Origin of the sequence: Glycomyces algeriensis (genome assembly GCF_027622855.1) — a bacterium.
GTDB classification, from domain to species: domain Bacteria; phylum Actinomycetota; class Actinomycetes; order Mycobacteriales; family Micromonosporaceae; genus Glycomyces; species Glycomyces algeriensis.
The window spans coordinates 363,814-390,296 of sequence record NZ_JAPZVR010000001.1 but is presented as its reverse complement, the minus strand read 5'-3'; the positions used below and the strand labels follow the sequence as shown (position 1 = coordinate 390,296).

At 70.9% G+C, this 26,483-nt stretch carries 20 protein-coding genes; 8 read left to right on the top strand and 12 right to left on the bottom strand.

Going from position 1 to position 26,483, the window contains the following annotated elements; all coding sequences use genetic code 11:
- The 5 genes from O2L52_RS01545 to O2L52_RS01525 are packed head-to-tail and all read right to left on the bottom strand — an operon-like array spanning window position 1 to window position 5,524.
- Window positions 1-906 carry an ABC transporter ATP-binding protein gene (locus O2L52_RS01545; protein WP_270113532.1) on the bottom strand — a complete coding sequence of 302 codons (906 nt, stop codon included), beginning with the start codon at window positions 904-906 and terminating at the stop codon, window positions 1-3.
- Window positions 903-1,784 (bottom strand): ABC transporter ATP-binding protein, encoded by an 882-nt coding sequence (locus tag O2L52_RS01540; RefSeq protein WP_270113531.1) that lies wholly within the window; start codon window positions 1,782-1,784, stop codon window positions 903-905. The genes O2L52_RS01545 and O2L52_RS01540 overlap by 4 nt, the downstream gene beginning before the upstream one ends.
- Window positions 1,781-2,821, bottom strand: coding sequence for an ABC transporter permease (locus O2L52_RS01535; RefSeq protein WP_270113530.1), 1,041 nt, complete (start codon window positions 2,819-2,821; stop codon window positions 1,781-1,783). Before O2L52_RS01535 ends, O2L52_RS01540 begins: the two co-directional genes overlap by 4 nt.
- 12 nt (window positions 2,822-2,833) lie before the next feature.
- Window positions 2,834-3,823: an ABC transporter permease gene (locus O2L52_RS01530; RefSeq protein ID WP_270113529.1), complete on the bottom strand. Its 990-nt coding sequence runs from the start codon at window positions 3,821-3,823 to the stop codon at window positions 2,834-2,836.
- A gap of 33 nt (window positions 3,824-3,856) precedes the next feature.
- Complete coding sequence (locus O2L52_RS01525; protein WP_270113528.1) at window positions 3,857-5,524, bottom strand: ABC transporter substrate-binding protein; 1,668 nt, start codon at window positions 5,522-5,524, stop codon at window positions 3,857-3,859.
- Between the two features lie 351 nt (window positions 5,525-5,875).
- Here O2L52_RS01525 and O2L52_RS01520 point away from each other — a divergent pair, with 351 nt between their 5' ends.
- The 3 genes from O2L52_RS01520 to O2L52_RS01510 all read left to right on the top strand — a co-directional run bounded on the left by O2L52_RS01520 (window position 5,876) and on the right by O2L52_RS01510 (window position 9,689).
- Window positions 5,876-7,090 carry an ROK family transcriptional regulator gene (locus O2L52_RS01520; RefSeq protein WP_270113527.1) on the top strand — a complete coding sequence of 405 codons (1,215 nt, stop codon included), beginning with the start codon at window positions 5,876-5,878 and terminating at the stop codon, window positions 7,088-7,090.
- A gap of 302 nt (window positions 7,091-7,392) precedes the next feature.
- Window positions 7,393-8,598, top strand: a complete 1,206-nt coding sequence (locus tag O2L52_RS01515) for an MFS transporter (RefSeq protein ID WP_270113526.1) — start codon at window positions 7,393-7,395, stop codon at window positions 8,596-8,598.
- 89 nt (window positions 8,599-8,687) lie between these two features.
- A complete protein-coding gene (locus O2L52_RS01510) occupies window positions 8,688-9,689 on the top strand; it encodes an NAD-dependent epimerase/dehydratase family protein (protein WP_270113525.1) in 1,002 nt (333 codons plus the stop codon).
- Here the strand turns inward: O2L52_RS01510 and O2L52_RS01505 are convergent, their stop codons facing one another.
- Complete coding sequence (locus tag O2L52_RS01505; protein ID WP_270113524.1) at window positions 9,690-10,652, bottom strand: helix-turn-helix transcriptional regulator; 963 nt, start codon at window positions 10,650-10,652, stop codon at window positions 9,690-9,692.
- A 109-nt stretch (window positions 10,653-10,761) separates the two neighbouring features.
- Here O2L52_RS01505 and O2L52_RS01500 point away from each other — a divergent pair, with 109 nt between their 5' ends.
- Complete coding sequence (locus O2L52_RS01500; protein WP_270113523.1) at window positions 10,762-11,157, top strand: RidA family protein; 396 nt, start codon at window positions 10,762-10,764, stop codon at window positions 11,155-11,157.
- Window positions 11,158-11,204: 47 nt separating this feature from the next.
- Here O2L52_RS01500 and O2L52_RS01495 read toward each other — a convergent pair whose 3' ends face one another.
- From O2L52_RS01495 to O2L52_RS01475, 5 genes are all read right to left on the bottom strand, one after another.
- Entirely contained in the window at window positions 11,205-11,948 is a 744-nt protein-coding gene (locus tag O2L52_RS01495; protein ID WP_270113522.1) for an alpha/beta hydrolase family protein, read from the bottom strand.
- 115 nt (window positions 11,949-12,063) lie between these two features.
- A complete protein-coding gene (locus O2L52_RS01490) occupies window positions 12,064-14,799 on the bottom strand; it encodes a beta-L-arabinofuranosidase domain-containing protein (RefSeq protein ID WP_270113521.1) in 2,736 nt (911 codons plus the stop codon).
- Between the two features lie 89 nt (window positions 14,800-14,888).
- Window positions 14,889-16,514, bottom strand: a complete 1,626-nt coding sequence (locus O2L52_RS01485) for a glycoside hydrolase family 43 protein (RefSeq protein ID WP_270113520.1) — start codon at window positions 16,512-16,514, stop codon at window positions 14,889-14,891.
- A gap of 10 nt (window positions 16,515-16,524) precedes the next feature.
- Window positions 16,525-17,424 (bottom strand): alpha/beta hydrolase family protein, encoded by a 900-nt coding sequence (locus O2L52_RS01480; protein ID WP_270113519.1) that lies wholly within the window; start codon window positions 17,422-17,424, stop codon window positions 16,525-16,527.
- Window positions 17,425-17,508: 84 nt separating this feature from the next.
- Complete coding sequence (locus O2L52_RS01475) at window positions 17,509-18,123, bottom strand: RICIN domain-containing protein (RefSeq protein WP_270113518.1); 615 nt, start codon at window positions 18,121-18,123, stop codon at window positions 17,509-17,511.
- Window positions 18,124-18,353: 230 nt separating this feature from the next.
- Between O2L52_RS01475 and O2L52_RS01470 the strand changes: the two genes are divergently transcribed.
- Entirely contained in the window at window positions 18,354-19,391 is a 1,038-nt protein-coding gene (locus tag O2L52_RS01470; protein ID WP_270113517.1) for a LacI family DNA-binding transcriptional regulator, read from the top strand.
- Between the two features lie 23 nt (window positions 19,392-19,414).
- Here the strand turns inward: O2L52_RS01470 and O2L52_RS01465 are convergent, their stop codons facing one another.
- On the bottom strand, window positions 19,415-21,214 hold the full coding sequence (locus O2L52_RS01465) for an RICIN domain-containing protein (protein WP_270113516.1): 1,800 nt from the start codon (window positions 21,212-21,214) through the stop codon (window positions 19,415-19,417).
- 247 nt (window positions 21,215-21,461) lie between these two features.
- On the opposite strand from O2L52_RS01465, the gene O2L52_RS01460 reads away from it, so the two are divergent.
- The 3 genes from O2L52_RS01460 (at window position 21,462) to O2L52_RS01450 (ending at window position 26,393) form a co-directional block, all read left to right on the top strand.
- Window positions 21,462-22,151 (top strand): hypothetical protein, encoded by a 690-nt coding sequence (locus O2L52_RS01460; RefSeq protein WP_270113515.1) that lies wholly within the window; start codon window positions 21,462-21,464, stop codon window positions 22,149-22,151.
- A gap of 254 nt (window positions 22,152-22,405) precedes the next feature.
- Complete coding sequence (locus O2L52_RS01455; RefSeq protein ID WP_270113514.1) at window positions 22,406-24,469, top strand: alpha-galactosidase; 2,064 nt, start codon at window positions 22,406-22,408, stop codon at window positions 24,467-24,469.
- Window positions 24,470-24,701: 232 nt separating this feature from the next.
- Window positions 24,702-26,393, top strand: a complete 1,692-nt coding sequence (locus O2L52_RS01450) for a type 2 periplasmic-binding domain-containing protein (protein WP_270113513.1) — start codon at window positions 24,702-24,704, stop codon at window positions 26,391-26,393.
- The last annotated feature ends 90 nt before the right edge of the window (window positions 26,394-26,483 follow it).

Below are 26,483 nucleotides of genomic sequence, written 5' to 3'. Positions count from 1 at the left end.
TCAGTCGGCGGAGACGGCGGCCTTCGCCCCTGCGGCGGCCTCGCGCCACTCGCCGGCGAAGTGGTCGTAGCAAGTGCTGTTGTCGATCGCCTTGCGGTCGACGGCCGCCTCCGAGGTCACGCGCCCCGGCCGCTCCGGGTCGGGGGCGGCCAGCGCGAGGAGCTTCGTGTAGTCGTGGTGCGGGTCGAGGATGACGGCGTCGGAGGGGCCGCGTTCGACGACCCGGCCGCGGTAGAGCACGACGATCTCGTCGGAGAAGTGGCGTGCGGTGGCGAGGTCGTGGGTGATGTAGAGGACCGCGAGCTGGTCTTCACGTTGCAGGCGGCCGAGGAGGTTGAGCACGCCGAGCCGGATCGAGACGTCCAGCATGGACACCGGTTCGTCGGCGATGAGGACCTGCGCGCCGGGGGCGAGGGCCCGCGCGATGGCGACGCGCTGGCGCTGGCCGCCGGAGAGCTCGTGCGGGCGGCGGGGCGCGATGGCCTCGGCCGGGGTGAGGTTGACGCGTTCGAGCATCTCGAGGACGCGCGCCCGGGTGTCCTCTTGGGACTGGGTGCGGCCGTGGATCTTCAGGGGCCGGGCGATGTGGTGCTCGATGGAGTGGAACGGGTTGAGGGAGGCGAAGGGGTCCTGGAAGACCATCTGCACTTCGCGGCGGTAGTGGCCGTTCGGCACGGGGGTGCCGTCGTCGAGGCGGACCTCCACGGTGCCGGAGGTGGGGCGCTCCATGCGGGTGAGGATCTTCGCGATGGTGGACTTGCCGGAGCCGGACTCGCCGACGAGGGCGACGGTGCGGCCGGGGGTGAGTTCGAGGCTCACGTGGTCGACGGCGCGCAGGCGGGTGCGTTTGAGGCCCGACCGGAGCGTGTAGTCCTTGACGAGGTCGGTGATCTTGACGCTGGTCATGCTCGCTCCTCCGCGGTTTCGCTGATCTCGTCTGCGCTGGTTTCGTCGATGCCGGTGCGGATGAACGCGCCGCGCTCCCCGGAGAGGCTCGGGAAGGAGCCGAGGAGCTTCCGCGTGTAGGGGTGCTGCGCGTCGCGGTAGAGGCGGTCGGCCGCTTCGAGTTCGACGATCTCGCCTTCGAGCATCACCGCGATGCGGTCCGAGATCTCGAGCAGGAGCGGGAGGTCGTGGGTGATGAAGATGACGGCGAAGTCGAGTTCGTCGCGCAGGCGCACGATCTCGCGGAGGATGTCGCGCTGCACGACCACGTCGAGCGCGGTGGTGGGCTCGTCCATGATCATGATCTGGGGTTCCAGGAGCATGGCCATGGCGATCATGACGCGCTGGCGCATGCCGCCGGAGAGTTCGTGCGGGTAGGAGCCGAGGCGGCGGGGGTCGACGCCGACGCGGGTGAGGACGTCCTCGGAGCGTTCGCGGATCTCCTTGCGGGACATGCGGGGCCGGTGGGCGAGGAGGGTGTCCTTGAGCTGGGCGCGGACGGTGGTGACGGGGTTGAGCGCGTTCATGGCGCCTTGGAAGACCATGGAGAGGCGTTCCCAGCGGAAGGCGCGGAGCCCGGCGTCCTCGAGGGCGAGGATGTCGATGTCGCCCTGGTCGCCGTGGAAGATGATGCGGCCGGAGGCGATGCGGGCCGGCGGGCGGTGGAGGCGGTTGACGGCGTAGGCGAGGGTGGTCTTGCCGCAGCCGGACTCGCCGGCGAGGCCGAGGATCTCGCCGCGGTGGAGGGTGAGGTCGGCGTGCTTGACGGCGGTGATCGGCTCCTCGGTCTCGTAGACGACGGTGAGGTCCTCGACGGTGAGCACGGGTTCGGCGGTCATCGGACGGTCTCCTCGTCGCTGGGAGCGGCCTGGCGGGGCACCTTGCGGCCGGTGCGGGCGAGCTCGCGTTCGAGGCGGAGCGCGCGGCGGGCGCGTTTGCGGTGCAGGCGGGTGTTCTTGAGCTTGGGGTTGATGATCTCGTCGATGGAGAAGTTGATGAGGGCGAGGCCCATGCCGAACAGGGCGATCACGAGGCCGGGCGGGACGAACCACCACCAGGCGCCGAGCGGGAGCGCGAAGCCGTTCTGGGCGTAGAAGAGCATGGTGCCGAGGGTGGAGGAGTTGGAGGCGCCGAGGCCGATGAAGGAGAGGCCGGCTTCGCCCAGGAGCGCGGAGATGACGGCGAACACGAACTGCGAGGCGATGACCGGCAGCAGGTTCGGGAGGATCTCGACGACGATGACGCGCCAGGGCCGCTCGCCGGAGACCTGGGAGGCGGCCACGTAGTCGCGGTTGCGCACCGAGAGGGTCTGGGCGCGGAGGACCCGGGCCGAGCCGGCCCAGCTGGTGATGGCGAGGACCAGCGCGATCGTCCACAGTCCGCGGCTCTCGCGGGGCACGAAGCCGGAGATCACGATGACCAGCGGCAGGCCCGGGATCACCAGGCAGACGTTGGTGAAGAGGGAGAACGCCTCGTCGACGACGCGGCCCCGGTAGGCGCCGTAGATGCCGAAGAACGCGGAGAGGACCGTGGCGAGGACGCCGACGATGAAGCCGATCTGGAGCGATCCCCTTGTCGCGTAGGCGAGTTGGGCCATCACGTCCTGGCCGGTCTGGGTGGTGCCGAGGATGAAGTCGCCGGTGGGCGCGGTGAGTCCCTGGTCGCGGATCTCGGTCGGGTCGCCCACGAGGAGCGGCCCGATGAGGCCGAAGAGGGTGATGCCGCCGACGAGGATGAGGCCGACGGCGAGCCAGGGCGTCATGGTGGGCAGGAGCATCCGCCAGCCCGAGCGCGGGGCCCTGCCGGTCTCGGCGGCGGCCTCGGCCAGCAGTTCGGCGTTGTCGGCCGCGGCGGGCGCGTTCGATGGATTGGTCACGGCGGTCTCCCGTCAGTTCCGGGCGCGGGTGCGCGGGTCGATGACGCCGTAGAGGAGGTCGACCACGAGGTTGGCGCCGAGGACGGCGAGGGTGATGAAGAGGAACACGCCCTGCATGAGCGCGTAGTCGTTGTTCTGGACGGCGCCGAGGAGCCGGTTGCCGATGCCCGGGTAGGAGAACACCTGCTCGGTGATCACGGAGCCGGTGACGACGAAGCCGAGGGAGAGCGCGAAGCCGGCGACCGAGGGCAGGACGGCGTTGCGGGAGGCGTAGGAGCGCAGGATCTTCCGCGGGGTCAGGCCCTTGGCCTCGGCCGTGAGGATGTAGTCCTCGGACAAGGTGGAGACCATCATGTTGCGCATGCCCAGGAGCCAGCCGCCGATCGAGGCGAGCACGATCGTGAGCGCGGGCAGGAAGCCGTACTGGATCGCGGAGGCGATGAACTCCCAGTTCCAGCCGGGGGTGAGGACCACGTCGTAGCCGCCCTGCATGGGGAACCAGCCGAGGACGCGGGCGAGCAGGTAGGTGAGGAGCAGCGCGAGCCAGAAGTACGGCACGGCCGCGAGGAGCGTCGTGGCGGGGATGAGCGAGTCGAGCCAGGTGCCCGGCTTCCAGCCGACGAACGCGCCGAGCGCGACCCCGAGGACGGCGGCGATGATCGTCGAGAGGCCGACGAGCACCACCGTCCACGGGATCGACTGGCTGATGACCTCCGAGACGGGGGCCGGGTAGTAGCTCACCGAGACGCCCAGGTCCCCTCGGAACATGTTGCCGAGGTAGTCCCAGTACTGCGTCCACAGCGGCCTCGAGTCGTCGCCCCCGAGGAGGAGCGCGTAGGCCTTCCTGGTCTCAGGGCTGACCGCGCCGCCGCGCTGCTGGAGCTTGGCGAGCAGGATGTCGACCGGGTTGCCCGGCAGCATCCGCGGGATCGCGAAGTTCAGCGTCAGCGCCGCCCACAGGGCGATGGCGTAGAAGCCGATTTTGCGCAGGAAGTAGCTCACGAGGTCCTCCTTCGGGGGCGATTAAGCTGCTGTTCAGGAGGCCGGTTCGAGGTGCTTGAAGATCTCGGCGGCGTCCCACGCCGACCAGACCGCCGGGAAGGCGTACAGGTCGTCGTCGGAGGGCCAGCCGGTGAACTTCGCGGTGTTCCACACGCTCGTGGTGCCGCCGGTGAGGATCGGGATGAACGGCATGTCGCGCACGATCTCCGTGTGGATCGCGTCGAACTGGGCCTGGCGCGCCGGGTCGTCCGGGGACAGCAGCGCGAGCTGCGCGATCGCGTCGTCGACCACGGGGTTGGCGTAGCGCGAGTAGTTGTTGCCCGCGGTCTCGCCGACCGGGACGCCGGTGGTGAAGAAGTAGTTGTACACGTAGTACGGGTCGGGCGCGGGGCCCTGCCACAGCGAGTCGATGGCGAGCTGGAAGGTGCCGGAGCCCTTCTTCTCGGTCCACTCGTTCCACGAGGACTGCGCGGCCTTCACTTCGATGCCGGCCTCCTTCGCCTGGGAGGCGATGGTGTCGACGGCGGTGATGTAGTCGGTCCAGCCGGTCACGACCTCGACGGTGAGCGAGAGGCGCTCGCCGTCCTTGGCGTAGATCCCGTCGTCGCCCTTGGCCCAGCCGGCGCCTTCGAGGATCGAGGCGGCCTCGGTCAGGTTCGGCTCCATCGGGACCTTCGGCTCGGTGACCGAGGCGCCCACGTACTCGTCCTGGCTCGGGGTGAGCGCGAACGTCGGCGACATCTCGCTGGCGGTGTCCATGAACGCGAGGCTGTTGAGCTGCGTCCGGTCCATCGCGTAGTAGAGGGCGCGGCGCACGGCCGGGTCCGTCTGCGGCCCTTCGCATCCCTGCTCGGCGCTGGAGCAGGTGGAGAGGACCATCTGGTTCTGCCACTGCGTGTACGCGTTGTAGTTCGGGAAGTTCTCGTTCGTGTTCTGGACGTCCGGGATCGGGCCGGTCTGCCAGTCGATGGTTCCCGCGGCGATCGCGTCGGCCCCGGCCTGGTTGCCCGAGAGCGCGAGGAAGCGGATCTGCTTCACCGCGGGCTCGCCGCCCCAGTAGTCGGGGTTGGCCTTGTAGGTGAACGCCTGCGGCTTGAAGTCGTCGAGCAGGTACGCGCCGGTGCCGACGGGCTCCTCGTTGACGTCCTCGGCGGGGTTGACGTCCTTCCACAGGTGCTCGGGCACGATCGGGGTGCTCATGAAGTCCGGGCCCTTGACGAACGCGGGCGCGGCGAAGGTGAAGGTGACGTGCGTGTCGTCGACCGCGACGACCTCGCCGTCGAAGCCGCCGTTGTTGATCGCCGGGTTCGCCTTGATCATCCCGAAGGTGAAGGCCACGTCATCGGCGGTGAACGCCTCGCCGTCGCTCCACTCGACGCCTTCGCGCAGCGTCACGGAGAGCTCGGTGCCGTCCTCGTTCCAGGCCTGCTCGGTGCCCAGCAGCGGGACCGGCTCGGTGACCTCGGCCTTGTTGTAGAAGAACAGGGATTCGTAGATCGTGCCGAGGGCGCCGATCCGCGTGGGCGAGAACGGGTTGAAGTTGATCTGGTAGTCGCCGGCCTGGCCGGTGTAGGCGATGAGCGTCGAGGGGTCGCCGCTGCCTCCGGATCCGCCGGAGGAGCAGCCGGTCGCGAGCATGCCGAGCGCGGCCGCTCCCGCGAGCAGCGCAGCGGCGCTGCGCCTTCTGAGTTGGAGTGACATCATTGTCCTTTCAGGACCGTGGAGAGGGAGTTCCCACGGGACGGAGGGGTGGCGTCCGCGCCGGGCGCCGAGCTTATTATTGACTCGTTAAATTAAACGTGTCAAGAAGTAGTTCATGCAAATGAGCGAATCCTTCGGACAGGAGCCCGCACGGCCGCCACCAGCACCTGCGGGGGATGCGGTGCGTGAGCGACCGTGTACGGCCGTCGACACGGCGCGAGCCGGTGACGACGACCGGCCGCGCGCGCCGCTCCCCCGATGGAATCCGCTCGGTGCGCCCGCGCCGGGCAAGTATGGTGGTGCGGATCGGTCGGCCCAGGCAGACGGCCGCGCCACGCTCAGGAGGTCGTATTGAGGTCGTTCGGCTCGGACACCCGGATGTCCACGCTGGCCGTGGTGCTCGACCTCATCCGGGAGCGCACCACCGTCAGCCGCGTGGAGCTCGCCGAGGCCACCGGCCTGACGCAGGCGACCATGACCCACGCCGTGCGGCGGCTCATCGCACTCGGCATGGTGCACGAGGTCGGCACCGCCCGCTCGGCGCGCGGCACCCCGCGGCGGCTCCTCGAACTCCAGCCCGACGCGCGGCACATGGTCGGCGTCCAGTTCGACCGGTACACGGCCCTCGGCGTCGTCGTCGACCTCGCCGGGCACGTGGTGGCGCAGACGGCGATGCCCGGCGCCGGCGACCGCCACCCGGGCGCGGTGCTCGTCGACTACGCCGCGAGCATCGAAGCGCTGCTGCAGGACTCGGGCGTGCCGCGCGACGGCGTGCTCGGCATCGGGCTCGCGACGCACGGCCCGCAGGACCGCGACGCGGGCGTGCTGCTCACCGAGTACCCCGCGCCCGCCTGGCGCGGCTACCCGCTCGCCGCCGAGCTCTCGGCCGCCACCGGGCTGCCGGTGCGGATCGAGAACGACGCCACCGCCGCCGGCCTCGGCGTCCAGGCGCAGGGCAGCGCCTCCTCGAGCTTCGCCGTCGTGTTCATGTCCGGCGGCATCGGCTCCGGCGTCATCCTCGACGGCTTCCCCTACCGCGGCGTGACCTCGAACGGCGTCGAACTCGGACACATCTCCGTCGACGCCCGCGGCGAGGTCTGCGGCTGCGGCAACCGCGGCTGCCTCGAGATCATCGGCGGCCCGAACGCCGTGGTGCGCAACGGCCAGGCGCACCAGGGCCTGAGCGCGCGGCTCGACCTCGACGGCGACCAGCTCGACGCGTTCATGGGCATCGGCCGGGCCGCCCTCGCCGGCGACCCCGACGCCGCCGGGCTCATCGACGACTCCGCGCAGATGCTCGCCGTCGCCACCGTCTCGCTCGTCAACATGTTCGACGTCGGCCGCGTCGTGCTCGCCGGGCGGGCCTTCGCCGAACTCGGCCCGCGCTACCGGGACGCGATCCAGGAAGTGCTCGACCGCTCCGTGTTCATGCGCCAGGTCCACAACGTCCAGGTCGAACTCGCCGACGACGTCTCCCAGGCCCCCGCCATCGGCGGCGCCGCCATGGTGCTGCGGAACTTCCTCGAGTCCTCGGGCCTGCGCGACCGCGACGCCGCGGGCACCTGAGGCGGCCCGCTCCCCTTCCGCGGGAGGCCCATAGGCCCGTCCATCGAGTCCGGGCGAGGCGATGACCGAGTCGGCATGTTCGGCGCGAAGCGAAGGGGCGCACCGGCATGCAGGCGCCCAGGCAACGCCGCGAGCGGGCGAACGGGCCGGACGGCGGCCTTCCGAATGCACCGGAAAGGCCCTAGACTGAGGCCGCCCCGAATGCACGGCCCCCTTCACCTCGGCGACTCGAGCGGTCCCCGTTCGGCGCACCCGCCGCCCGTTCCCCCGAACGGCGCCCCAAGCGACCGAGGTGAACCCCGATGTCCATACTGTCCGATTTCGACAGACGATCCGTGGCGGCGCTGCTCGCGCTCGCGACCGCCGCGTTCTGCTACGTCACCGTGGAGACCGTCCCGGTGGGGCTGCTCTCCGAGATCGCCGCCGACCTCGACGTCTCCCCCTCCCGCGTGGGACTGCTGGTCACCGGCTACAGCATCACCGTCGCCGTGCTCACGCTGCCGCTGGTGCGACTCGTCGCCAACGTGCCGCGCCGCCCGCTGCTCCTCGCCCTCATGGCCGTCCTCGTCGCCGCGACCGCGCTCTCGGCCGCCGCCCCCACCTACGAGCTGCTGTTCGCCGCGCGCGTGGCGACCGCCCTCAGCCAGGCCGTGTTCTGGGGCATCGTCGCCCCGGTCGCCGCCGGGATGTTCCCCGCCCACGTCCGCGGGCGCGTCATGGCCGTCGTCTTCACCGGCGGGTCCATCGGGCCGATGCTCGGCGTCCCCGCCGGGACCTGGCTCGGCCAGGCCGCCGACTGGCAGACCGCCTTCCTCGCGTTCGCGGGCCTCGGCATGATCTCCCTCCTCACCCTCGTGCTCGCCCTGCCCGCCAAGCCGACCCGCAACGAGCACGCCGGACGCGGCACCACCCCGGACGCCCGCCAGTTCGCCCTCGTCCTCGTCACCAGCTCGCTCGCGGTCGCCGGGTTCTTCGCCGCGTTCACCTACACCTCGACGTTCGTCACCGTCGTCGCCGGGATGTCCGCGGCGCTGCTCGGGCCGCTCCTGCTCGCGCGCGGCCTGGCCGACTTCGGCGGGATCGCCGCCGGCGGCGCCCTCTCCGACCGGAACCAGCGGCTCGCCGTGATCCTGCCCGTCGGCCTGCTCTCCGCCGCGATGCTCGCCATGTTCGCGCTCGGCACGAGCCCCTGGGCCGCCGCGGCCACCATCGTGGTCACCGGACTGGCGATGGGCGCGCTCATCCCCGCCCTGCAGAACCGGGTCATGGAGTTCGCGCCCGGCAGCACCGACACCGCCTCGGCCGGGAACTCGATCGCGTTCAACATCGGCATCGCCCTCGGCTCCTCGCTCGGCGGCCTCACCCTCACCCAGGCGGGGCCCCGGGGCACCGCGCTCACCGGGGCGGGACTCGCATTGGCGGCCTTGGTCTTCGCGGTGTCGATGAAGGCCAGCTCGCGGATCGAGGCCGCACCGGCCCCCGACCGCGCCGGAGCGGGCGAACGCTGAGCGCGCCGGGACCGCCGGCGAACCCCTGGCGAGGGCACCGCACCGCCGGTACACTTCGCCGCGTCGCGACCCGATAGGAGAACCACAGCATGCGCATCGTCGTCATCGGCGGCTCCGGCCACATCGGCACGTTCCTCGTCCCGCGCCTCGTGCGCGCCGGACACGAAGTGGTCAACATCAGCCGCGGCACCAGCACCGCCTATGCCGACGCGCCCGAATGGGCCCAGGTGCGCCAGGTCGTCGCCGACCGCGAACAGCAGGACGCCGAAGGGGTCTTCGGCGCCACGGTCCGCGGCCTCGAACCGGACGCGGTCGTCGACCTCGTGTGCTTCACCCTCGCCTCCGCGACCGCGCTCGTCGAGGCCCTGCGCGGCACCGACGCGCACCTCGTCCACTGCGGCTCGATCTGGCGGTACGGCAAGAGCCGCAGGGTCCCCATCGACGAGAGCGGCGCCGGGGCCGAAGCGCCGCTCGACGAGTACGGGGTCCAGAAGGACCGGATCGCGCGGATGCTCAAGCAGGAGACCGCATCCGGCGGGCTCGCCACCACCTCGCTGCACCCGGGGCACATCGTCGGCCCCGGCTGGCACCCGATCGGCCCGCTCGGCAACCTCGACCCGGCCGTCTGGACCGCCATCGCGAACGGGGAGCCGCTCCAGGTCCCCGGCAGCGGCGCCGAGACGATGCACCACGTCCACGCCGACGACCTCGCCCAGGCCTTCCAACTGGCCGTCGAGCACCGCGACGCCGCCGCGGGCGAGGACTTCAACATCGTCGCCCCCACCGCGCTCAGCGTCCGCGGCTACGCCGCCATCGCCGCCGCCTGGTTCGGCCGGACCGCTACCCTCGAACCGGTGACCTGGGACGAGTTCCGCGCCTCGACCACGGCCGGGCACGCCGACGCCTCGTGGGGCCACCTCGACCGCAGCCAGTGCTTCAGCATCGAGAAGGCCAAGGCCCGCTTGGGATACGCCCCCGCGTACGAGCCCGACGAGGCCGTCCGCGAGTCGCTGCGCTGGCTCGTCGACAACGGGGAGCTCGACCTGCCCGTGCCGTGCGTGCTGGGAAGCGAGCCGCCGCCGCCCCGGTGATCACCGGTATCGGTCCGCGAGTGCCGCCGCGCGGGCGTGCAGTGCGGCGCGCAATGACTGCGGCGCAAGGGCTTCGGCGTCATCGCCGAGTTGCCACAGCGCCCATTCGGCGTGCTCGGCGTCCTGGTAGGTGACCTCCAGGCGCACCCGGCCGTCCGGCCCGGGGGCCTCCGCGCGCACGGCGACCGCCGACTGCAGGAGGTCGTCGCGGCGCTTCGGGTCGACACTGACCTGCACCGTGAGGTGCCCGTCGGCGAGGAACCGCGCGCACCGCTCCTGCCAGATCCGGTCAAGATCGACCCGGTCCGGCCGTTCGGCCGGTTCCGGAAGCGCTTCGGCCGCAAGGCAGCGCGAGAGCCGGTACGTGCGGTCCGCGCCGGAGCGCGTGGCCAGCAGGTAGGCGCGGTCGCGCACGGTGACCAGGCCCAGCGGGTCCACCGTGCGCCACTCCGGCGCCGCACCGGCCGCCGCGTAGTGGAGCCGCAGGCGGCGCCCGGCGAGCACGGCCCGCCGCACCTCGTGCATGACGGCCTCGGGGACCGCTTCGGCGGTGTGCCGCCGCGAGAGCAGGTCCGTCTCGGGCTCGACGAGGAACCTCCCGGCCGCGTCGCCCACGGTGGACTGGGCGCTCTCCGGCAGCGCGTTGACCACTTTGCGCATGGCCGAGGCCAGCGCCGAGCCGAGGCCGAAGGCCTGCTCGCCGCGTCCCGATCCGGCGGTGATGAGTGCCAGGGCCTCGTCGTGGTTGAGCCCGGTGAGCTCGGTCCGGAAGCCGGGCAGGAGTGCGAAGCCGCCGTGGCGGCCCCGTTCGGCGTAGACCGGGACACCTGCGGCGGAGAGCGCTTCGATGTCGCGCAGCACGGTGCGGGTGGAGACCTCGAGTTCCCCGGCGAGGGTCTCGGCGGTCATCCGGCCGCGCTGGCGCAGGAGGAGGACCAGGGAGACCAGGCGGTCGGCGCGCATGCGGAAAACTGTACCGGAATACCTGACACTAGGTGTCGTGATTGGGTGCGAAGCTCTGTTCCACGGCGGCAGGTTGCCGCCGGTGTACATGAATGGAGCCGTTGTGGCGATGGAACGAACTGCGGTCAACCCGGTGGACTGGTCGCTCGAGCTGGGGTTCAACCAGGGCGAGCTGGTGTCGGGCCAGACCCGGACGCTGTACTGCTCGGGGCAGACCGCGATGGACGGCGAGGGCAGGCCGCAGCGCGAGGGCGACATGGCGGCGCAGCTCGCGCTGAGCCTGGACAACCTGGAGGCGGTGCTCGCCGGGGCGGGGATGTCATTGGCGAACCTGGTGCGGCTCAACGTGTACACGACGGATGTCGACCAGCTGTTCCCGCACTACGGAGTGCTGGCCGCGCGGCTCGGCGCGGCGCGCGTGGCGCCGGCGACCACGATGCTCGGGGTGGCGCGGTTGGCGGTCCCCGGCCAGATGGTCGAGCTCGAGGGCACTGCCGTCGCTTAGGGCCCGCCGCTCCTCGTGCCGGGTCGGCCGGCACGAGGAGCGCCTGATCACATGTGGCGCAGGAGGAACGCTTCGGTGAGCTCGAGCAGGTGCTCGCGGGCGGGCACGGTCTCGAAGCCGTGGCCGACGCCGTTGAGCTTGTGGTATTCGAGCTGCGAGCCGTAGAGGCCGTGGTAGCCGTCGAAGACGCCGGGGCCGAAGACGTTGTCCTCCGAGCCGGCGGCGAGGAGCACGGGGCCGGCGTGGCCGCGGGCGTCGGCGAACGCGTCGATGGTCTCGGCGTCGTCCGCGTAGCGCTTGAAGATCGGGGTGCCGCCGAAGTCGTGGAGGCCGTGCTCGGCGATGATGGCCTGCCGCTGCCTGGTGACCTCGGGGTCCACGGCGATGGCGGCCGGGGCCCACAGGGCGAGGGCGCGGACCTGGCGCTTGGCGGCGGCGAGCGAGGCGGTCAGGCCGCCGAGGCTCATGCCGAGCAGGGAGAGCCGCTCGGCGTCGACCCCGCTGTGGTCGCCGACCGCGTCGAGCACGGCGAGGACCTGCGAGACCTGGTCGGTGACGGTGATGTCGCCGTACTCGCCGTCGGATTCGCCGCCGCCGGCGAAGTCGAAGCGGTAGGCGGCGACGCCGCGCTCGGCCAGGCGCCTGCCGAGGCGCACGAAGGTGTGCCCGAACTCGGTGCGGTTGCCGGAGAAGCCGTGGCACAGGACGACCGCGGGGGCGGAGGCCTCCTGCGGGAGGTGGAGGGTGCCGCGCAGCGTGCGGCCCTCGTGCTGGACGTTCAGGGGTTCCATGCCGCGAAACGTAACATTCCGAAAAGCTTTCGCCTGGCCGGTCGGCAGACCGCTCCGGGGGCGGGCCCGGCCGCGGTGAGGAGCGGTCGCCGCGGCCGGGCCCACGTGGAGGAGGTCAGACGAACCGCCAGAGGTGGTCGGCGGCGCCGGTGTCGTCCCAGGTGACGACCTGCGCGCCCTGGGTCTTCGACGCGTTCTGGACGCCGAGGACCTTGCCGCCGTTGGCGCACTGGATGCGGAAGGCGCCGTTGGACCCGTAGCGCAGGCGCCAGCGGTGGTCGCTCGTGCCGTTGTCGTCCCATTGCATGACGCGGGCGCCCGCGGCGGTGGAGGCGTTCTCGACGCCGAGGACCTTGCCGCTGTTGCCGTTGCGCAGCTTGAAGTAGCCGCCGGTGTCCATGACCGCGGTCCAGAAGTGGTCGGCGGTGCCGGTGCTCCCCCACTGGACGGCCAGGCCGCCGTTGGCGGTGGACATGTTCTGGATGCCGATCACCATGCCGCTGTTGACGTTCTGGATGCGGCGGGCCCCGTCGGGGACGAAGCGCCAGAGGTTGTCGGCGGTCCCGTTGTCGGGGTCCTGCACGGCCTGGCCTCCGGCGGCGGTGGCGGCGTTGAGGATCGCGAGGAGCTTCCCGGTGTGGGCGTTGCGGATCTTGTGTCGGCCGTCGCCGGTGTCGACGACGGTCCAGAGGTGGTCGGCGGTGCCGGTGTCGCCCCACTGCACGATGCGGGCGTTGTCGGCGGTCGACATGTCCTGCACGCCCAGCACGAGGCCGGAGTTGCGGTTGCGGAGCTTCACGTTCGCGCCGGAGGCCACCACCTCCCACTTGTGGTCGGCGGTGCCGGTGTCGTTCCACTGCAGGGCGAACCCGCCTGCGGCCGTTGACATGTCCTGCACCCCGAGCACGAGGTTCGAGTTGGCGTTGTAGAGCTTGAACGCGGGTGCGCCGGTCGATCCGCCTTCGCCGGAGGCGTTCCAGTAGACGGTGTAGTTGTGGCCGTGGGCGTCGTAGAACGGGCCGAGGTTCACAGTGGAGCCGTCGGCGGTGGCGGTGAACGCGAGCGAGGAGGTGCTGGTCCGCTCGATCGAGTCCGGGTCGAGCGTCGGCAGGGTGCCGAGCGTGGTGCTCCCGTAGTCGCCCGAGAGGACCGTGGGCCCGAAGACCACCGCCGCGACGTTCTCGTCGTCGTTGGCCGCCTGCATCTTCACGCTCATCGGCAGCTTGACGGTGACCACGTCGCCGGAGGCCCAGGTGCGGGTCAGCGCCGCGTAGGTGCCCGGGGTCGCGGTGACGGCCTGGGCCTGGCCGTTGACGCTGACGACCGCGCCCTGGGTCCAGGCGGGGATGCGCAGCCGCATCGTCCAGGACCCGCTCGCGCTGCCGGTGACGGTGAGCGTGGTCGTGTCGCTCACGGGGTACGAGGTGGACTGCACGACGGTGATGCCGCGTTCGGTCCAGTTCAGGCGGGAGGGCGTGTAGAGGTTGACGTACAGGGTCGTGTCGGCCTTGAAGTACACCGAGTCCATGAGCTTGGTGAACGTCTCGAGGCCCGTGCCCTGGCAGCACCAGAACGAGTTGTAGTCGGTGCTCCAGGTGCCGCCGCCCCAGGCCGGTCCGACGCCGCGGCGCCCGCCCGGGTTCAGGGGCGTGAAGTAGGTGATGTGCCCGTGCGGGTCGGCCGGGTTCTGCCAGCCGATGAGGTGGTTGAGCAGCGCCCGCTCGTAGTAGTCGAAGTAGGCGGCGTTGTTCGGGTCGAGGAGCCACAGCTCGCGGGTGAGGCGGAGCATGTTGTAGGTGTTGCAGCCCTCGCACGTGTCGGTGTCGAGGTACCCGGCGATGGCGTTCGGGGCGCGGAAGTGCTCGGCCTCGCTGTTGCCGCCGATCACGTACGTGTGGGCGCCGACCACGATGTTCCAGAAGTTCCGGGCGATGTCGCGGTAGCGGGTCGTGCCGGTGGCCTTGTACTCGCGGGCGGCCCCGATCACCTTGGGCACCTGGGTGTTCGCGTGCAGGCCGTTCAACCGGTCCTGGTTGCCGGCGAGCGGGTCGAAGACCGCCGCGTGGTCGAACCGCTTCGCGGCGGTGAGCCAGCGCTCGGTGCCCGTCTGCTGGTAGAGGTCGGCGAGGACGGTGTTCATGCCGCCGAACTCGACGCGCAGCACGTTCTGCATCTGCGTCGCGGAGAGCCGCGCGGTGCGGGCGTCGACCCATCCGGCGAGGCCCAGGAGCACGTCGCGGGCCTGGGTGGAGCCCATGAGCCGCCACACGTCGAGGAGGCCGGCGAGGGTCTTGTGGATGACGTAGTACAGGACGTCGCCTCTGGTGCCGTTCTCGAGGCCGTCGAAGTTGGATTCGGGGAACCCGCTGAGGTACCCGGCGGCGAATCCGGCGGCGGCGTTGTTGGCCTGGCATTTGGCGAGTTCGGCGACCATGGTGTTCGCCTTGTCGCGGCAGGTCGTGTCGCCGAGCACGGCCCATCCTTGCGCCCACGCGGTGAGGAAGTGGCCCTGCATGTGCGTGCGGAAGGGGAAGTCGGGGGCGTCCCAGCCGCCGTTGGGGGCGGCGCCCCCGGTGGACAGCCGGTGGGTGGCGCGGAAGTTGTAGAGCAGGCGGTTGACGTCGACGAACCGCAGGTACGCGAGGGTGCGGTTCTGGTTGTCGAGCCAGCGGCCCGCGTTCAGGGTGACCTGGCCGAGGGGGAATTCGTAGGCGGCGGCGCCGATGTCGGGCCGGGCCGGGGCGAGCGCGGCCTGGGCGTGGCCGCCGCCGATGCCGGGGGCGGCGGTGGCCACGGCGGCGACGCCGGCGGCTTGGAGGATGCGGCGGCGGGAGACGGGGGACGTGGTCATGAGGGGTACCTCCGAAAGGGAATGTTACCGTGAACCTACGCTAGCAAAGATCGACACGTTTGAATACCGTGTGGATCTTCGCTTGCGGCTCAGGGGGTCGTGACGTCGAAGCGCCTCACGGTGACGGCGCCGCCGAGGGCCTGCGTGGCGTGGTTGAAGACGGCGAACCGGTAGCCCATGAAGAACGTCCAGTTGCTGTTGAGCGTGAACGCCGGGCCGAGGCGCACGAAGTTCGAGCCGTCCGTGCTGTACGAGAACAGGGCCTGGCGGCCCGCGCCCGGGCGGATGTCCGCGGCGACGCGCAGCCAGATCCGGGCGTCGCACAGGTCCGCGGTCGCGCGCTGCGTGCCGGTGCCGGTGGTGTTCCAGCTCGAGTCCATGGTCAGGCCGTCGGTCATGACCGCCCGCAGGACGCCGTTGTCGCGCCGCACGCCGATCCAGGCCGACGCGTCGCGGAGCATCGCCAGACCGGTGCGGTCGCCGTCCCTCATGGCGGAAAGGTCGAGTTCGACCGTGGCCGTGGAGCTCGGGCCCTGGATGCGGTGGGTCAGGGTGTTGCGGGCCGAGTAGAGGTCGTTGGTGACCGTGGCCGTCTGGAGCCGGAGCCCCGACCCGGAGGTCCACTTCGTGTTGTCCGGGTTGTGGTTCCACTCCCACTTGGCCGCCAGCGCGGCGGTCGTGAAGGTGTCCGAGCCGGTCATCGGCGGCACCGGGTGCGGCGTGAGGTTCGGGAACGGGTAGGTCTGCCCCCAGGCGCCGTTCACCGTCTGCACCTGCGGCCAGCCGTCCGAGGTCCAGCTGATCGGCGCCATCGCCGGCATCCGCCCGCCGGGGTAGGCGTCGACGAACCCCATGTAGTACCAGGCGCCGCCGGGGGTCGAGATGAGGCCGCCCTGGTGCGGGACGCCGCCGCCGGGGATCGGTCCCGGCATGTCGAGCAGCACCTGCCGCAGCGTGTAAGGGCCCCAAGGGGACGAGGCCTTGAGGATGTACTGGCCGTTGGCGGGGCGGGTGAGGAAGATGTAGTAGCTGCCGTTGATCTTGTAGAAGCGGGCGCCCTCGAGGGTGCCGATGTTCGAGGGCGTGGAGAACACCTGCTGGTTGCGGACCTCGGTCCGGCCGTCCGCGGAGAGCTGGGCGACGGAGATCTGGGTGTTGCCGTAGGCGACGTACATCGTGTTGTCGGTGTCGACGAGCATCCCGGCGTCGTAGTAGGCGCGGGGCAGCTCGGCGTGGCGGGTCCAGGGTCCGGCGGCGCTGGTCGCGGTGTACATGTAGGAGCGGGCGAAGTCGATCTGGCCGAGCCAGTAGAACCGGCCCTCACTGGCGCGGTGGGCGAGGGTGGAGGCCCAGATGCCGCGCACGTAGCCGCGGCCGCCGCTCATGTCGTACTTCGCGCCGAAGTCGAGCCTCGGCACGGAGTGGCCGATGAACTCCCAGTTGACGAGGTCCCGGGAGTGGAGGACGGGCGCGCCGGGCGAGTAGTGCATCGTGGACGCGGTCATGTAGAAGTCCGCGCCGACGCGGATGACCTCGACGTCGGCGAAGTCCTGCCACACGACCGGGTTGGTGTAGCCGGTCTGCTGGGCCTCGGCCTGGCCGAGGGCGTACGGGGCGTAGACGGCCGCGGCGGCTCCGGCGGCCAGCCCGGCGCCCGCGATGAACAGGCCGCGGCGGCTGGTGGCGAGGTCGAGGGCGTGGTGGATGCGGTTCACGGTGTGCTCCTCAGTCGAGGTCGGCTTCCCAGGCGATGCCGCCGCCGGAGGCGTCGGCGGCGAGCCGGTCCCGGGCGGCGGTGTCGCCGTAGAGGCTCCATCGCATCCAGTCGAGGCTGGTGGCGACGGTCTGCGGGTAGGTGGGGCCGTTCCAGATGTACTCGTCGTGGCCCTGCCCGGTGTGGGTCATGAAGGCCTTCGGGGAGGGCAGTTCGGCGTAGGCCTGGCGGGCCAGGTCGTAGTGGGTGAGCGTGTCCTGGTCGCCGTGCACGAACAGGACCTTGGCCGCGACGGCCGGGGCGCCCATGTCGATGCAGGCGAAGGGGATCGCGGCTTTGACGCGGCTGTCGGGCCAGGCGGTGAGCAGGCCGTGGGTGGTCATGCCGCCCAGGGAGTGCCCGGCGACGCCGACGCCGTTGGTGGTGTCGATGCGGCCTTCGAACGGGTCGCAGGAGCCTTGCTCCCCGAGGGCGAGCGTGCGGGTGAGCACTTCGGTGACGTCCTTGGACTGGTTGCCGTTGTAGACGTCGCCGACGTTGCCCTCGGCGCCCGTGGTGGTCGTGGGGAACACGGGCGCGGGGACGATGAAGCCGGCTTCGGCGAGGGGCCGGATGATGACGCCGTAGCTCTCGGGGTTGCCGCCGAGGCCGTGGCTGAACTCGCAGACGGGGAAGTTCCCGGCCGCGAGCGGGGCGTCGCGCACGGGCTCGCCGCCCGGGGCGCCGGCGGCGGGGTAGAAGACGCGGGTGGTGAGGCGGCGCGGGCCGCGGCTCCAGGCGAACTCGCGGACGCCGATCGCGAACCTCGTCGCGGGCGCCTGCCGGGCCGTGGCCGCCGTGGGGGCGATCAGGGACGCGGCCACCGTGGCGGTCGTGGCGGCGGTGAGGCTCAGGACGGTTCTGCGCTGCATGGGGTCGCTTTCTCTCGGCGGACGGGGAAGGGGCGGGGCGGCCGGTTCGGTATCGCTCGATGGCGCCGGCCGCCCCATGGGGGATCAGACCTGTGCGTCCTCGCGGATGTCCGCGATCACGGTGTCGGCGCCGCACGTGGCGCCGACGGGGTTGAGCTGCCACTGCTGGTTCGTGGCGCCGGTGACGGTGTACTGCACGATCGGGGCGCCGGCGGTGGTGGACCAGTTGTGGACGTCGAGGGCTTTGCCGGAGTGGCGGCTGACGATCGAGTAGTAGCCTTCGGCGTTCTCGGTGACCTTCCACTGCTGGTTGGTGCCGCCGACGTCGGTGAACTGGGCGATGGCGGCCCCGTTCGCGGTGCTGAAGTTCCAGAGGTCGAGCACGAGCCCGGAGTGGCGGGCCTGGATCTTGTGGTAGCCGTTGCCGACGTCGATGAACCGGAACTGCTGGTTCATGCCCTCGAAGTTCGTGTACTGGGTAAGGGTCGCGCCGGTCGCGGTCGAGGCGCCCTGGATGTCGAGGACGAGGCCGGAGTGGCGCGATTGGACGGTGTACCAGTCGCTGGCGGTCGGCTGGGCTTCGGCGCGCTGGGCGCCGAGGCCGAGCAGGCCGGCCGTGGCGAGCACGGCCGCCACCGCCAGGGCGGTGAGGACGCGGGCCCACCGGTGGAGGGCGGCGAGGTCGGGTGCCGGTTGCATCGATGACTCCTTTATGGATTCAGTGGCGGAGCCGCGCGGTCTGCGGGCGCGGGCTCGGAGGGGTCGGCACTAGTCGCCTCCCGCGGGGTCGAGGGCGCGAGGCGGAGCGAAACTTTCGATTGATAAATCGAAAATTCCGAATATAAGTTACCGATAACGCTCGCTGGATGTCAAGGGACGGCCGCTCCTCGACCCGGAACGGCACACGCAACCGCAGCTAGAATCCACGAATGACCTCCTCCACCGACTCCCCCGCCGCGCCGGAAGGCGAGCCGTTCACCATCGCGCAGCTCGCCGAACGCGCCGGCGTCTCCGTGGCCACCGTCTCCAAGGTCGTGAACGGGCGGCTCGACGTAGCGCCCGATACCCGGGAGCTCGTCGAGACCCTCATCCGCCGGTACGGCTACCGCCGCCAGAAGCGCCCCTCGCGCCCCGCGCCGCTCATCGAGCTCCTGTTCCACGAGGTCCGCGGGCTGTACCCGGTCGAGGTCATCAACGGCGTCAGCGCCGTCGCGCGCGCGAACGGCCTGGGCGTCGTCGTCTCCGAGCTCGGCGGCAGCCACGTTCCGGGCCGCGGCTGGGTCGAGGACGTCCTGGCCCGCCGCCCCGTGGGGGTCATCCCCGTCTTCTGCGGTGTCACCGCCGAGCAGCGGGAGCGCTTGCGCACCAGGGACATCACGATCGTCGCCGTGGACCCGACCGGCGAACCGGGCCACGACGACCCGTCCGTGGGCACGAGCAACTGGAACGGCGGCCTGGAGGCCACGCGGCACCTGCTCGAGCTCGGGCACCGCCGCATCGCCGTCATCACCGGCCCCGAGCGGGTGCTGGCCGGCCGGGCCCGGCTCGACGGCTTCCGCGCCGCGATGGACCTCGCCGGCGTGCCCGTCGACCCGGAGCTGGTGTGCGTGGGCGACTTCCAGATCGAGGACGGCCGCGACCACGCCAGGACCCTGCTGCGACTCCCCGACCCGCCCACGGCGATCTTCGCGTGCAACGACGGATCGGCGCTCGGCGTCTACCACGCCGCCGCCGAACTGGGCCTGCGCGTGCCCGACGACCTCAGCGTGGTCGGCTTCGACGACCTGCCGAAGGCCAAGTGGATGATCCCGCCGCTCACCTCGGTCCGCCAGCCGCTGCACGACATGGCCGCCACGGCGGCGACGATGCTGCTCGACCTCGCGGCGGGCCGCACGCCGCCGAAGCGGCGCGTCGAGATCGCCACGGAACTCGTCCTGCGCTCGAGCACGGCTCCGCCCGCCCGCTGAACCGCGGGCGGGCGGAGCCTCGGTCAGCCGAGCGTCCAGCGCTGGTTCGACTGGCCGTGGCAGGTCCACAGCACCGCCTGAGTGCCGTTGGCGGTGGCCGCGCCGTTGACGTCGAGGCACAGGCCCGAGAGCCCGTTCCTCACCGTGCCGTCGGATTGCAGTGTCCAGCGCTGGTTCGCGCCGCCGTGGCAGGACCAGATGATCACGGGCGTGCCCGCGGTCGTCTGGTTCCCTGAAGCGTCGAGGCAGCGCCGGGACCCTCCGCTGTAGACGGAGAGCTCGCCACTGGCGCTGAGCGTCCACTGCTGGTTGGCGGCGGTGTGGCAGTCCCAGATCTGGACGCGGGTCCCGTTGGCCGTCGCCGAGTTCGGCACGTCCGCGCAGCGCCCCGACGCCGCCGAGCGCAGCTGCCCGGTGTCCTCGCCGCCGCCCCCGGTGGCCGGGGTGAGGTAGACCGAGTACGCGTCGTTGCCGTTCTGGATGTTGAACGGCACGGTGATCGAACCGCCGGCGGTGCTCACGTCCTGGTTGTACACGACCTGCGGCGCGCTCAGCGTCCCCTCGGGGTTGCGGTTGACGGTGACGTGGACGTTCCCGCCCTCGGTCAGCCACGGCACCGAGGACAGCCCGTTGAAGGTGACCGAGGTGGACCCGGTGGCGCCGTTGATGTTGCCCAGGACCGCGACCGCCCGGCGGGCGGCCTCGTCCTTCGACGCCGCGATCGCGGTGCCGTTGACCTGGCCGGAAGTCTGCAGGAGCGTCCCGGTCATGTCCGCATAGGACTTCATGGCCCACCAGTTGCCCGTGGTGGTCCAGGTGCCGTTGACCTGCGTCAGCAGCCCGGTCAGGTTCGGGGTGAGGCAGCAGATCCAGTTGCCGCGCATGGCGTTGTCGTAGTCGGACTGCGCGAACCGGGCCAGGTACCAGGCGGTCACGTTGGCGGTCTGCATGTTCTGCGGCTGGTACTCGTTGGCGGAGAGCGGGAGTGCCGGGATGCCGTTGGCGGCCAGCGCGGCGAGCGTGGACTGGCCCACCCGCACCGGGTCGTCGACGTTGCCGAGGGTGTGGTTGGCGATCATGTCCGGCAGGGTCCCGGCGGCCTTGACGTGCGAGAGGAAGGTCTGCCACTGCTCGGGGCGGCGGTCGGGGGTGTAGGCGAAGGAGGGGCCCACGATCTCGGCGTCGGGGTCGACGCGCTGGATGGTGCGGACCGCGGTGTCCCACATCTGGAAGTACTGGGCGCTGTTGACCCCGCGCGTCCAGAAGATGTCGATGTCCGGCTCGTTCCAGACGTCGTAGCTGATCGGCAGACCGGTGTCGCGGAGCTGCCCGACGACGGTCTCGAGGAAGGTCACCCAGTTCGAGCAGTTGCCGTTGTCGCAGGGGTACATGGTGTTCGCGCCCTGGCCGCCGTAGGCGCCGTACATGTCGCTGAGGATGGCCTGGTACTGGGCGTTGTAGGGGGCGGCGGTGAAGCGGCGCGCCTGGGAGGTGATCGAGTTGAGGATGGTCTGGGTGGCCGGGCCGTTGCGGTAGCCGTCCTCGATCCAGCCGCGGGTCATGTGGCCGCCCGCGCGGAAGGCGTTCATGCGCAGGGGGTCGAGGAGGGAGGCGGGCGGCTGGGTGCCGTCCCCGTTGACGCCGTAGAGGAAGCCGAGTCCGACCCCTTCGGACGGGCCGGCGTTCGAGGCGAGGTTGACGGTGAGTCCGGTCTGCGCCTGCGCCGCTTGGGGGGCGAGGAGTTGGGCGGACAGGACCATCAGGAAGGCGATGAGGAGCGCGGCGGCGCCGCGACCTCGTGATGTGAGCGCTCTCAGTCTCATTCGAGCTCCAGGTTCGGGTACTTCGCGGGTTGGGGCGGCCGGGGCCGGGATGCGTCGCGGCTGCGGGCGGCGCACGGGTGCGGCGCCGGGGTTGGAGTGGAGCCGGCGCACACCGCAGGTGTCGAAACGTTCGACATTGAGGACGAACGTTTCGTTCCCCCCACCATAGACAGTTGTCGATATCTGGTCAACCCGGAGCCGCCGCGGTGTCGGCGTCGGTGTCGGCATGAGCGGTTAGGCTCCGGCCATGCCGAACTCCTCGTACCTCTGCACCGCGGAGCAGGACTCCCTGTACCCCTCGACCACGGTGGCGGGCTTCGCCTCTGCTACCGGCGTCGTCGCCTACGACGTCCGCTGCGTGCCACTGCTGTGGCTCGCCCTGTTCCGCCCGGCGGACATCAGGACGCAGACCATCGTGATCAAGGCCGACCGGGACGCGTACTACGCCGAGTGGGACCCGGCGACCGGCGACTTCGTGGAAGTGCCCGGCGGCAGGAAGGACGAGGTGGTCGAGGCCGTCGCGCCCCTGGCAGCCAAGGACCGGGCGCTCGCCCAGCTCGACGCCGCCCTGCCGGCGCTCAATCGGCTGTTCGAATACGAAGGGCCCCTCGACGACCACGCCGCAATGCTGCGCGAGGCGGTGGCGGCCGCGCCGGGCGGGTTCGTCACGATCGAGCTCGACGAGATCGAAGCGCTCTGGGAGGAGGGCACCTTCCAGCCCGCGATCCGCCGCGCGCTGGCCTCCATGGAGGCCGTGGTCGACCCGGAGTCGGAGCGCGCCGGCCTCATCGAGATCGCGCAGCTGCGGGCCGGCCGGCCGTTCCCGCCCGCGCGCATGCTCCTCGGCGAGCACGAGGGCGTGGACGACGACTTCTGGAACCTGTCCCGCCTCCTCGGCACGGGCTTCAGCGCCGTGCCGTGGGAGCCGAACGCCTGAACGCGAAGCGGGGCGCACTCCGCGCCGGATCCGTGGCTCAGCAAATAGATCATATCTATCGAGGCCAGTACGCGCCCTTAGCGGACCGTTATGCCCGCTTCATGGCGGAATAGCGATAACTCGTGCCCGATTTGCCGGTGCCCGACGCAAGATTCATCGGTCTTTTCGGGCCTCGACCCTTGTACACTTCCGGGCTCCCGGCTAGCTTGATTCGTTGAAGGATCAACACATCTCTATCCAGAGTGGAGTCATCTGTGGCACCGACCGCCCCGCGCCGAGCCGACGAGGCATCGACCTTCGAGTGGGCCGCCCCCGGACTGCACCTCGGCTTCGACTTCGGCGACGACCGGTCGGTGCGACTCGTGCGTCTGGCCACCGGTCCCGACGCGGCTTCAGCGGCCGCCCCCTGGCCGGTCGTCGACGTGATCACCAATACCGGTGAGCAGCGCGCCAGGAATGATCAGAGCCTCTTGCATTCGAAGGCCGGCCAGCGGCTGCGCTATGCCGGGCACGAGTCGCTCGACGGCGAACTGCGGATCAGCCAGCACGATGCGGAGACCGGCCTCGAGGTGACGAGCGTGTTCCGGGCCGCCGGTCCAGGCCTGCAGATCCGTCATACCGTGCGCAACGGGTCTGAGCGCGACCTCGTGCTGCTCTCGGTGAGCTCGGCGGTCGTCGCCGTGCCCGACACCGGCGAGCAGGAGCTGCTGTGGGGCGAGAGCGAGTGGCTGGCCGAGGGGCGCTGGCACCAGCGTCCCGTCAAGGAGCTGCTCCCGGAGGTGAATGTCGCGTTCCACGGCCAGTTCTCGCGCGGGATCTTCCCGGTGACGGGTCACGGGAGCTGGTCGACCGGTTCGTTCCTCCCCACCGGTGTCTTGGCGAGCGCCGCCGGGCCCTCGCTCGCGTGGCAGGTCGAGACCAGCGCGGGCTGGCACTGGGAGGTGGCGCAGACCGGTCCCACGAACACGATCGGCGTGCACGGCGCGACCGACTTCTACCACCAGTTCGCGCAGCGGCTGGCCCCCGGCGAGGAGTTCACGAGCGTGCCTGCCGGACTGTGCGTGGCGGACCGCGGCCGGGACGCGGCCTTCGCGGCGCTCACGGACTACCGGCGCGCGATCCGCCGGATGCGGCCGGTCGACGCGCGGCTGCCGATCGTCTACAACGACTTCATGAACACCCTCATGGGCGAGCCGTCGACGGAGAAGCTGCTGCCGCTCATCGAATCCGCGGCCGCGGCGGGAGCGGAGTACTTCTGCATCGACGCCGGATGGTTCGCCGCGCCCGGCAGCGCCTGGTGGGTCAGCGCGGGCGAATGGCGTGAAGGCTCCGGGCGGTTCACCGGCGGCCTGCTGTCGGTCGTCGACGCCATCCGCGCCAACGGCATGCGCCCGGGTCTGTGGCTCGAACCCGAAGCGGTGGGCGTCGACTCGCCGATGGCGAAGCGGCTGCCCGAGGACGCGTTCTTCCAGCGGTACGGCGAACGCGTCATCGCGGCGGGGCACTACCAACTCGACTTCCGCCATCCGGCGGCACGCGCGCACCTCGACGAGGCCGTGGACCGGCTCGTGGACGAGTTCGGGCTCGCGTTCTTCAAGCTCGACTACAACCGGAACATCGGTGCCGGGACCGAAGTGGACGCCGACGCTCCAGGAACCGGCCTGCTCGGACACACCCGGGCCTTCCGCGACTGGCTGCTCGGCGTGCAGGACCGGCATCCGGGGGTCCTGTTCGAGAACTGCGGTTCGGGCGCGCTGCGCATGGACTACAACATCCTGTCGGTGGCCCATCTGCAGTCCACCAGCGACCAGCAGGACTTCCTGCGGTACCCGCCGATCGCCGCGTCGGCCCCCGCGAGCGTCACGCCCGAGCAGGCCGGGAACTGGGCCTATCCCGCCGCGTCGATGAGCGCGGAGGAGACGGCGTTCGCGATGACGTCCGGCGTCATGGGCCGGCTCTACCTCTCCGGGTTCCTCAACGAGCTGAGCGCCGAGCAGTCCGCGCTGGTGCGCGAAGCGATTGCGCTCCACAAGGACTGGCGCCACCGCATCGCGGCGTCGGTGCCGTCATGGCCGCTCGGGCTGCCCGGCTGGGAGGACGAGGTCCTGGCGCTGCGCCTCGACGCGGGCGCCCAGTCGCTGCTGGCGGTGTGGTCGCGGGGCGAGGCCGCCGAGATCGGGCTGCCGGAACTGGAAGGGCGGACGGTCGAGCAGGTGTACCCGGCCGCGCTGCCGCAGTGGGCGGTCCGCACCGGCGGGGGCGCGCCGGTGCTCGAGGTGCCCGCCGGCCCGGCCGCGCGCCTCTTCGAGATCCGGTAGCGAATGATCTGATGACCCATTGGCGGGATTTAGCATCTGGCAATGAAAAGCCAGCGTTTGCCGCATAACGGCTCCGCATCGATCTCGCAAGACTACGGAATCATCTGATCTTTCCGGGTCTGAGGCCTTGCCTCAGGGGCCCCACCTCGCTACCGTTTGTTTGAAGGCATATCCAAATTTAGATCCCTCGCTGCCACCCGTCCCTCGCGGCAGCACGACCGAAAGGCCACCGATGCCCGACTCCTCCTCCGCACCGCTGCGGCGCCGCTCCCTCTTCAAGGTCGCCGGTCTCGGCGCCGTCGGCGCCGCGGGACTGCCCTTCGCCGCCGCCTGCTCCGACATCCAGACCGGCGAGGGCTCCACGCAGGCGACCGAGGGCTTCGACTTCCTGCCCGAGTACAAGGAATGGCCGCTCCCGGCCGAACCCGACCTGGTCGGCGACCCGCCGAACCACCCCTCCGGGTTCACCTCGTACCCCGAGCCGGTCGAGGCCGTCACCGAGGTGCCCTCGAACAGCGGCACCTACGAGATCACCGTCCCGTTCTGGGGCGAGGCCCCCTCGAACGACGACCCCTACTTCGCGGCGCTCCGCGACGCCTGGGGCGGCACGACCGTGAACCTCCGCCAGGCCGACGGCAACACCTACGCCGACACCTCGGTCCAGTGGCTCAACGCCAACGAGTACGGGGACGGCATCCTGCTCTTCAGCTGGATGCTCGGCTCCCACACGAACTTCCCCGAGACCGTCGTCAACTCGTTCTACGACCTGACCGACATCCTCAAGGGCGACATCTCCGGGCGCTGGCCGCTCCTGGCCGGCCTACCGACCCAGTCGTGGGCGCAGTCGGTCTGGTCCACGGACGCGAGCGACCCCGAGAGCGCGCGCCTCTACGGCATCCCCTCCACCTTCAGCGGCGGCCCGGGCAACGCGCTGTTCACCCGCGTCGACCTCATGGAGGCCGCGGGCATCGCGATGCCGACCACGGTCGAAGAGCTGCTCGAGGCCTGCCGGGAATGGTCGGACGACGCGAACGGCAAATGGGCCTTCGGCGGCGTCGACTGGATCCTCCCGCAGCTGTTCGGCCTGGTCGGCGACGAAGGCTGGTCCTGGGACGACGAGCAGGGCAAGCTCGTCAACGACTGCGAGAAGCCCGAGTTCACCGAGATGCTGGAGTTCCGCCGCACCCTGTGGGACGAGAAGCTCATCCACCCGGACGCCCCCACCGGCACGCTGGACAACGGGGCGCTGCAGATCGCCGGGACCACGCTGTTCTCGCAGGAGAACCCGGTCCGCTGGTACGACTACACGACCAAGGTCAGGGACGGCCAGGCCGAAGGCGCGATCGTGCCGGTCCCGCCGATCGGCGCGAAGGGCCGCAAGCCCACGCTCAAGGCGAGTACCTCCGTCGACGGCTGGACCTTCCTGAACAAGGACCTCTCCAAGGAGCAGGTCGAAGAACTCCTCGACGTCGCCAACTGGTGCTCGGCGCCCTACGGCACCAAGGAGAACGAGCTCCTGGAATACGGCGTCGAAGGCGAGCACTTCGAGTACGACGCCGGCGGCAACCCGGTCCACACCGAGCACGGCCAGAAGATCGTCCAGGCGCCGGTCAACCTCAAGCAGTACTCCGGCAAGGTCCAGCGGTTCCTCACCGGTATCCCCGAGGTCGTCCAGGCGCACTTCGAGTTCAACGCCCTGTGCCAGGAGTTCATCGTCCCGAGCATCTTCGAGGGCGTCCGCATCGAGGCCCCGGCCGCGTCGAAGTCCGCCTCGCAGACCCTGAACGACCAGCAGAACGACATCGCCTTCGGGCGGGCCGAGCTCTCCACGATCCCGGACATGGTGCAGACCTTCCTGGACAACGGCGGCGAAGAGGCCCGCACGTTCTACACCGACATCTACAAGAGCCTCAACGAGCAGTGACGGGCGCCGGGGGGGCCCCCCCCCCCGGCGCCCCCCCCCCCCCCCCCCCCCCCCCACCGCAGTAGTCCGGGACCCACCCGGCCACCCATA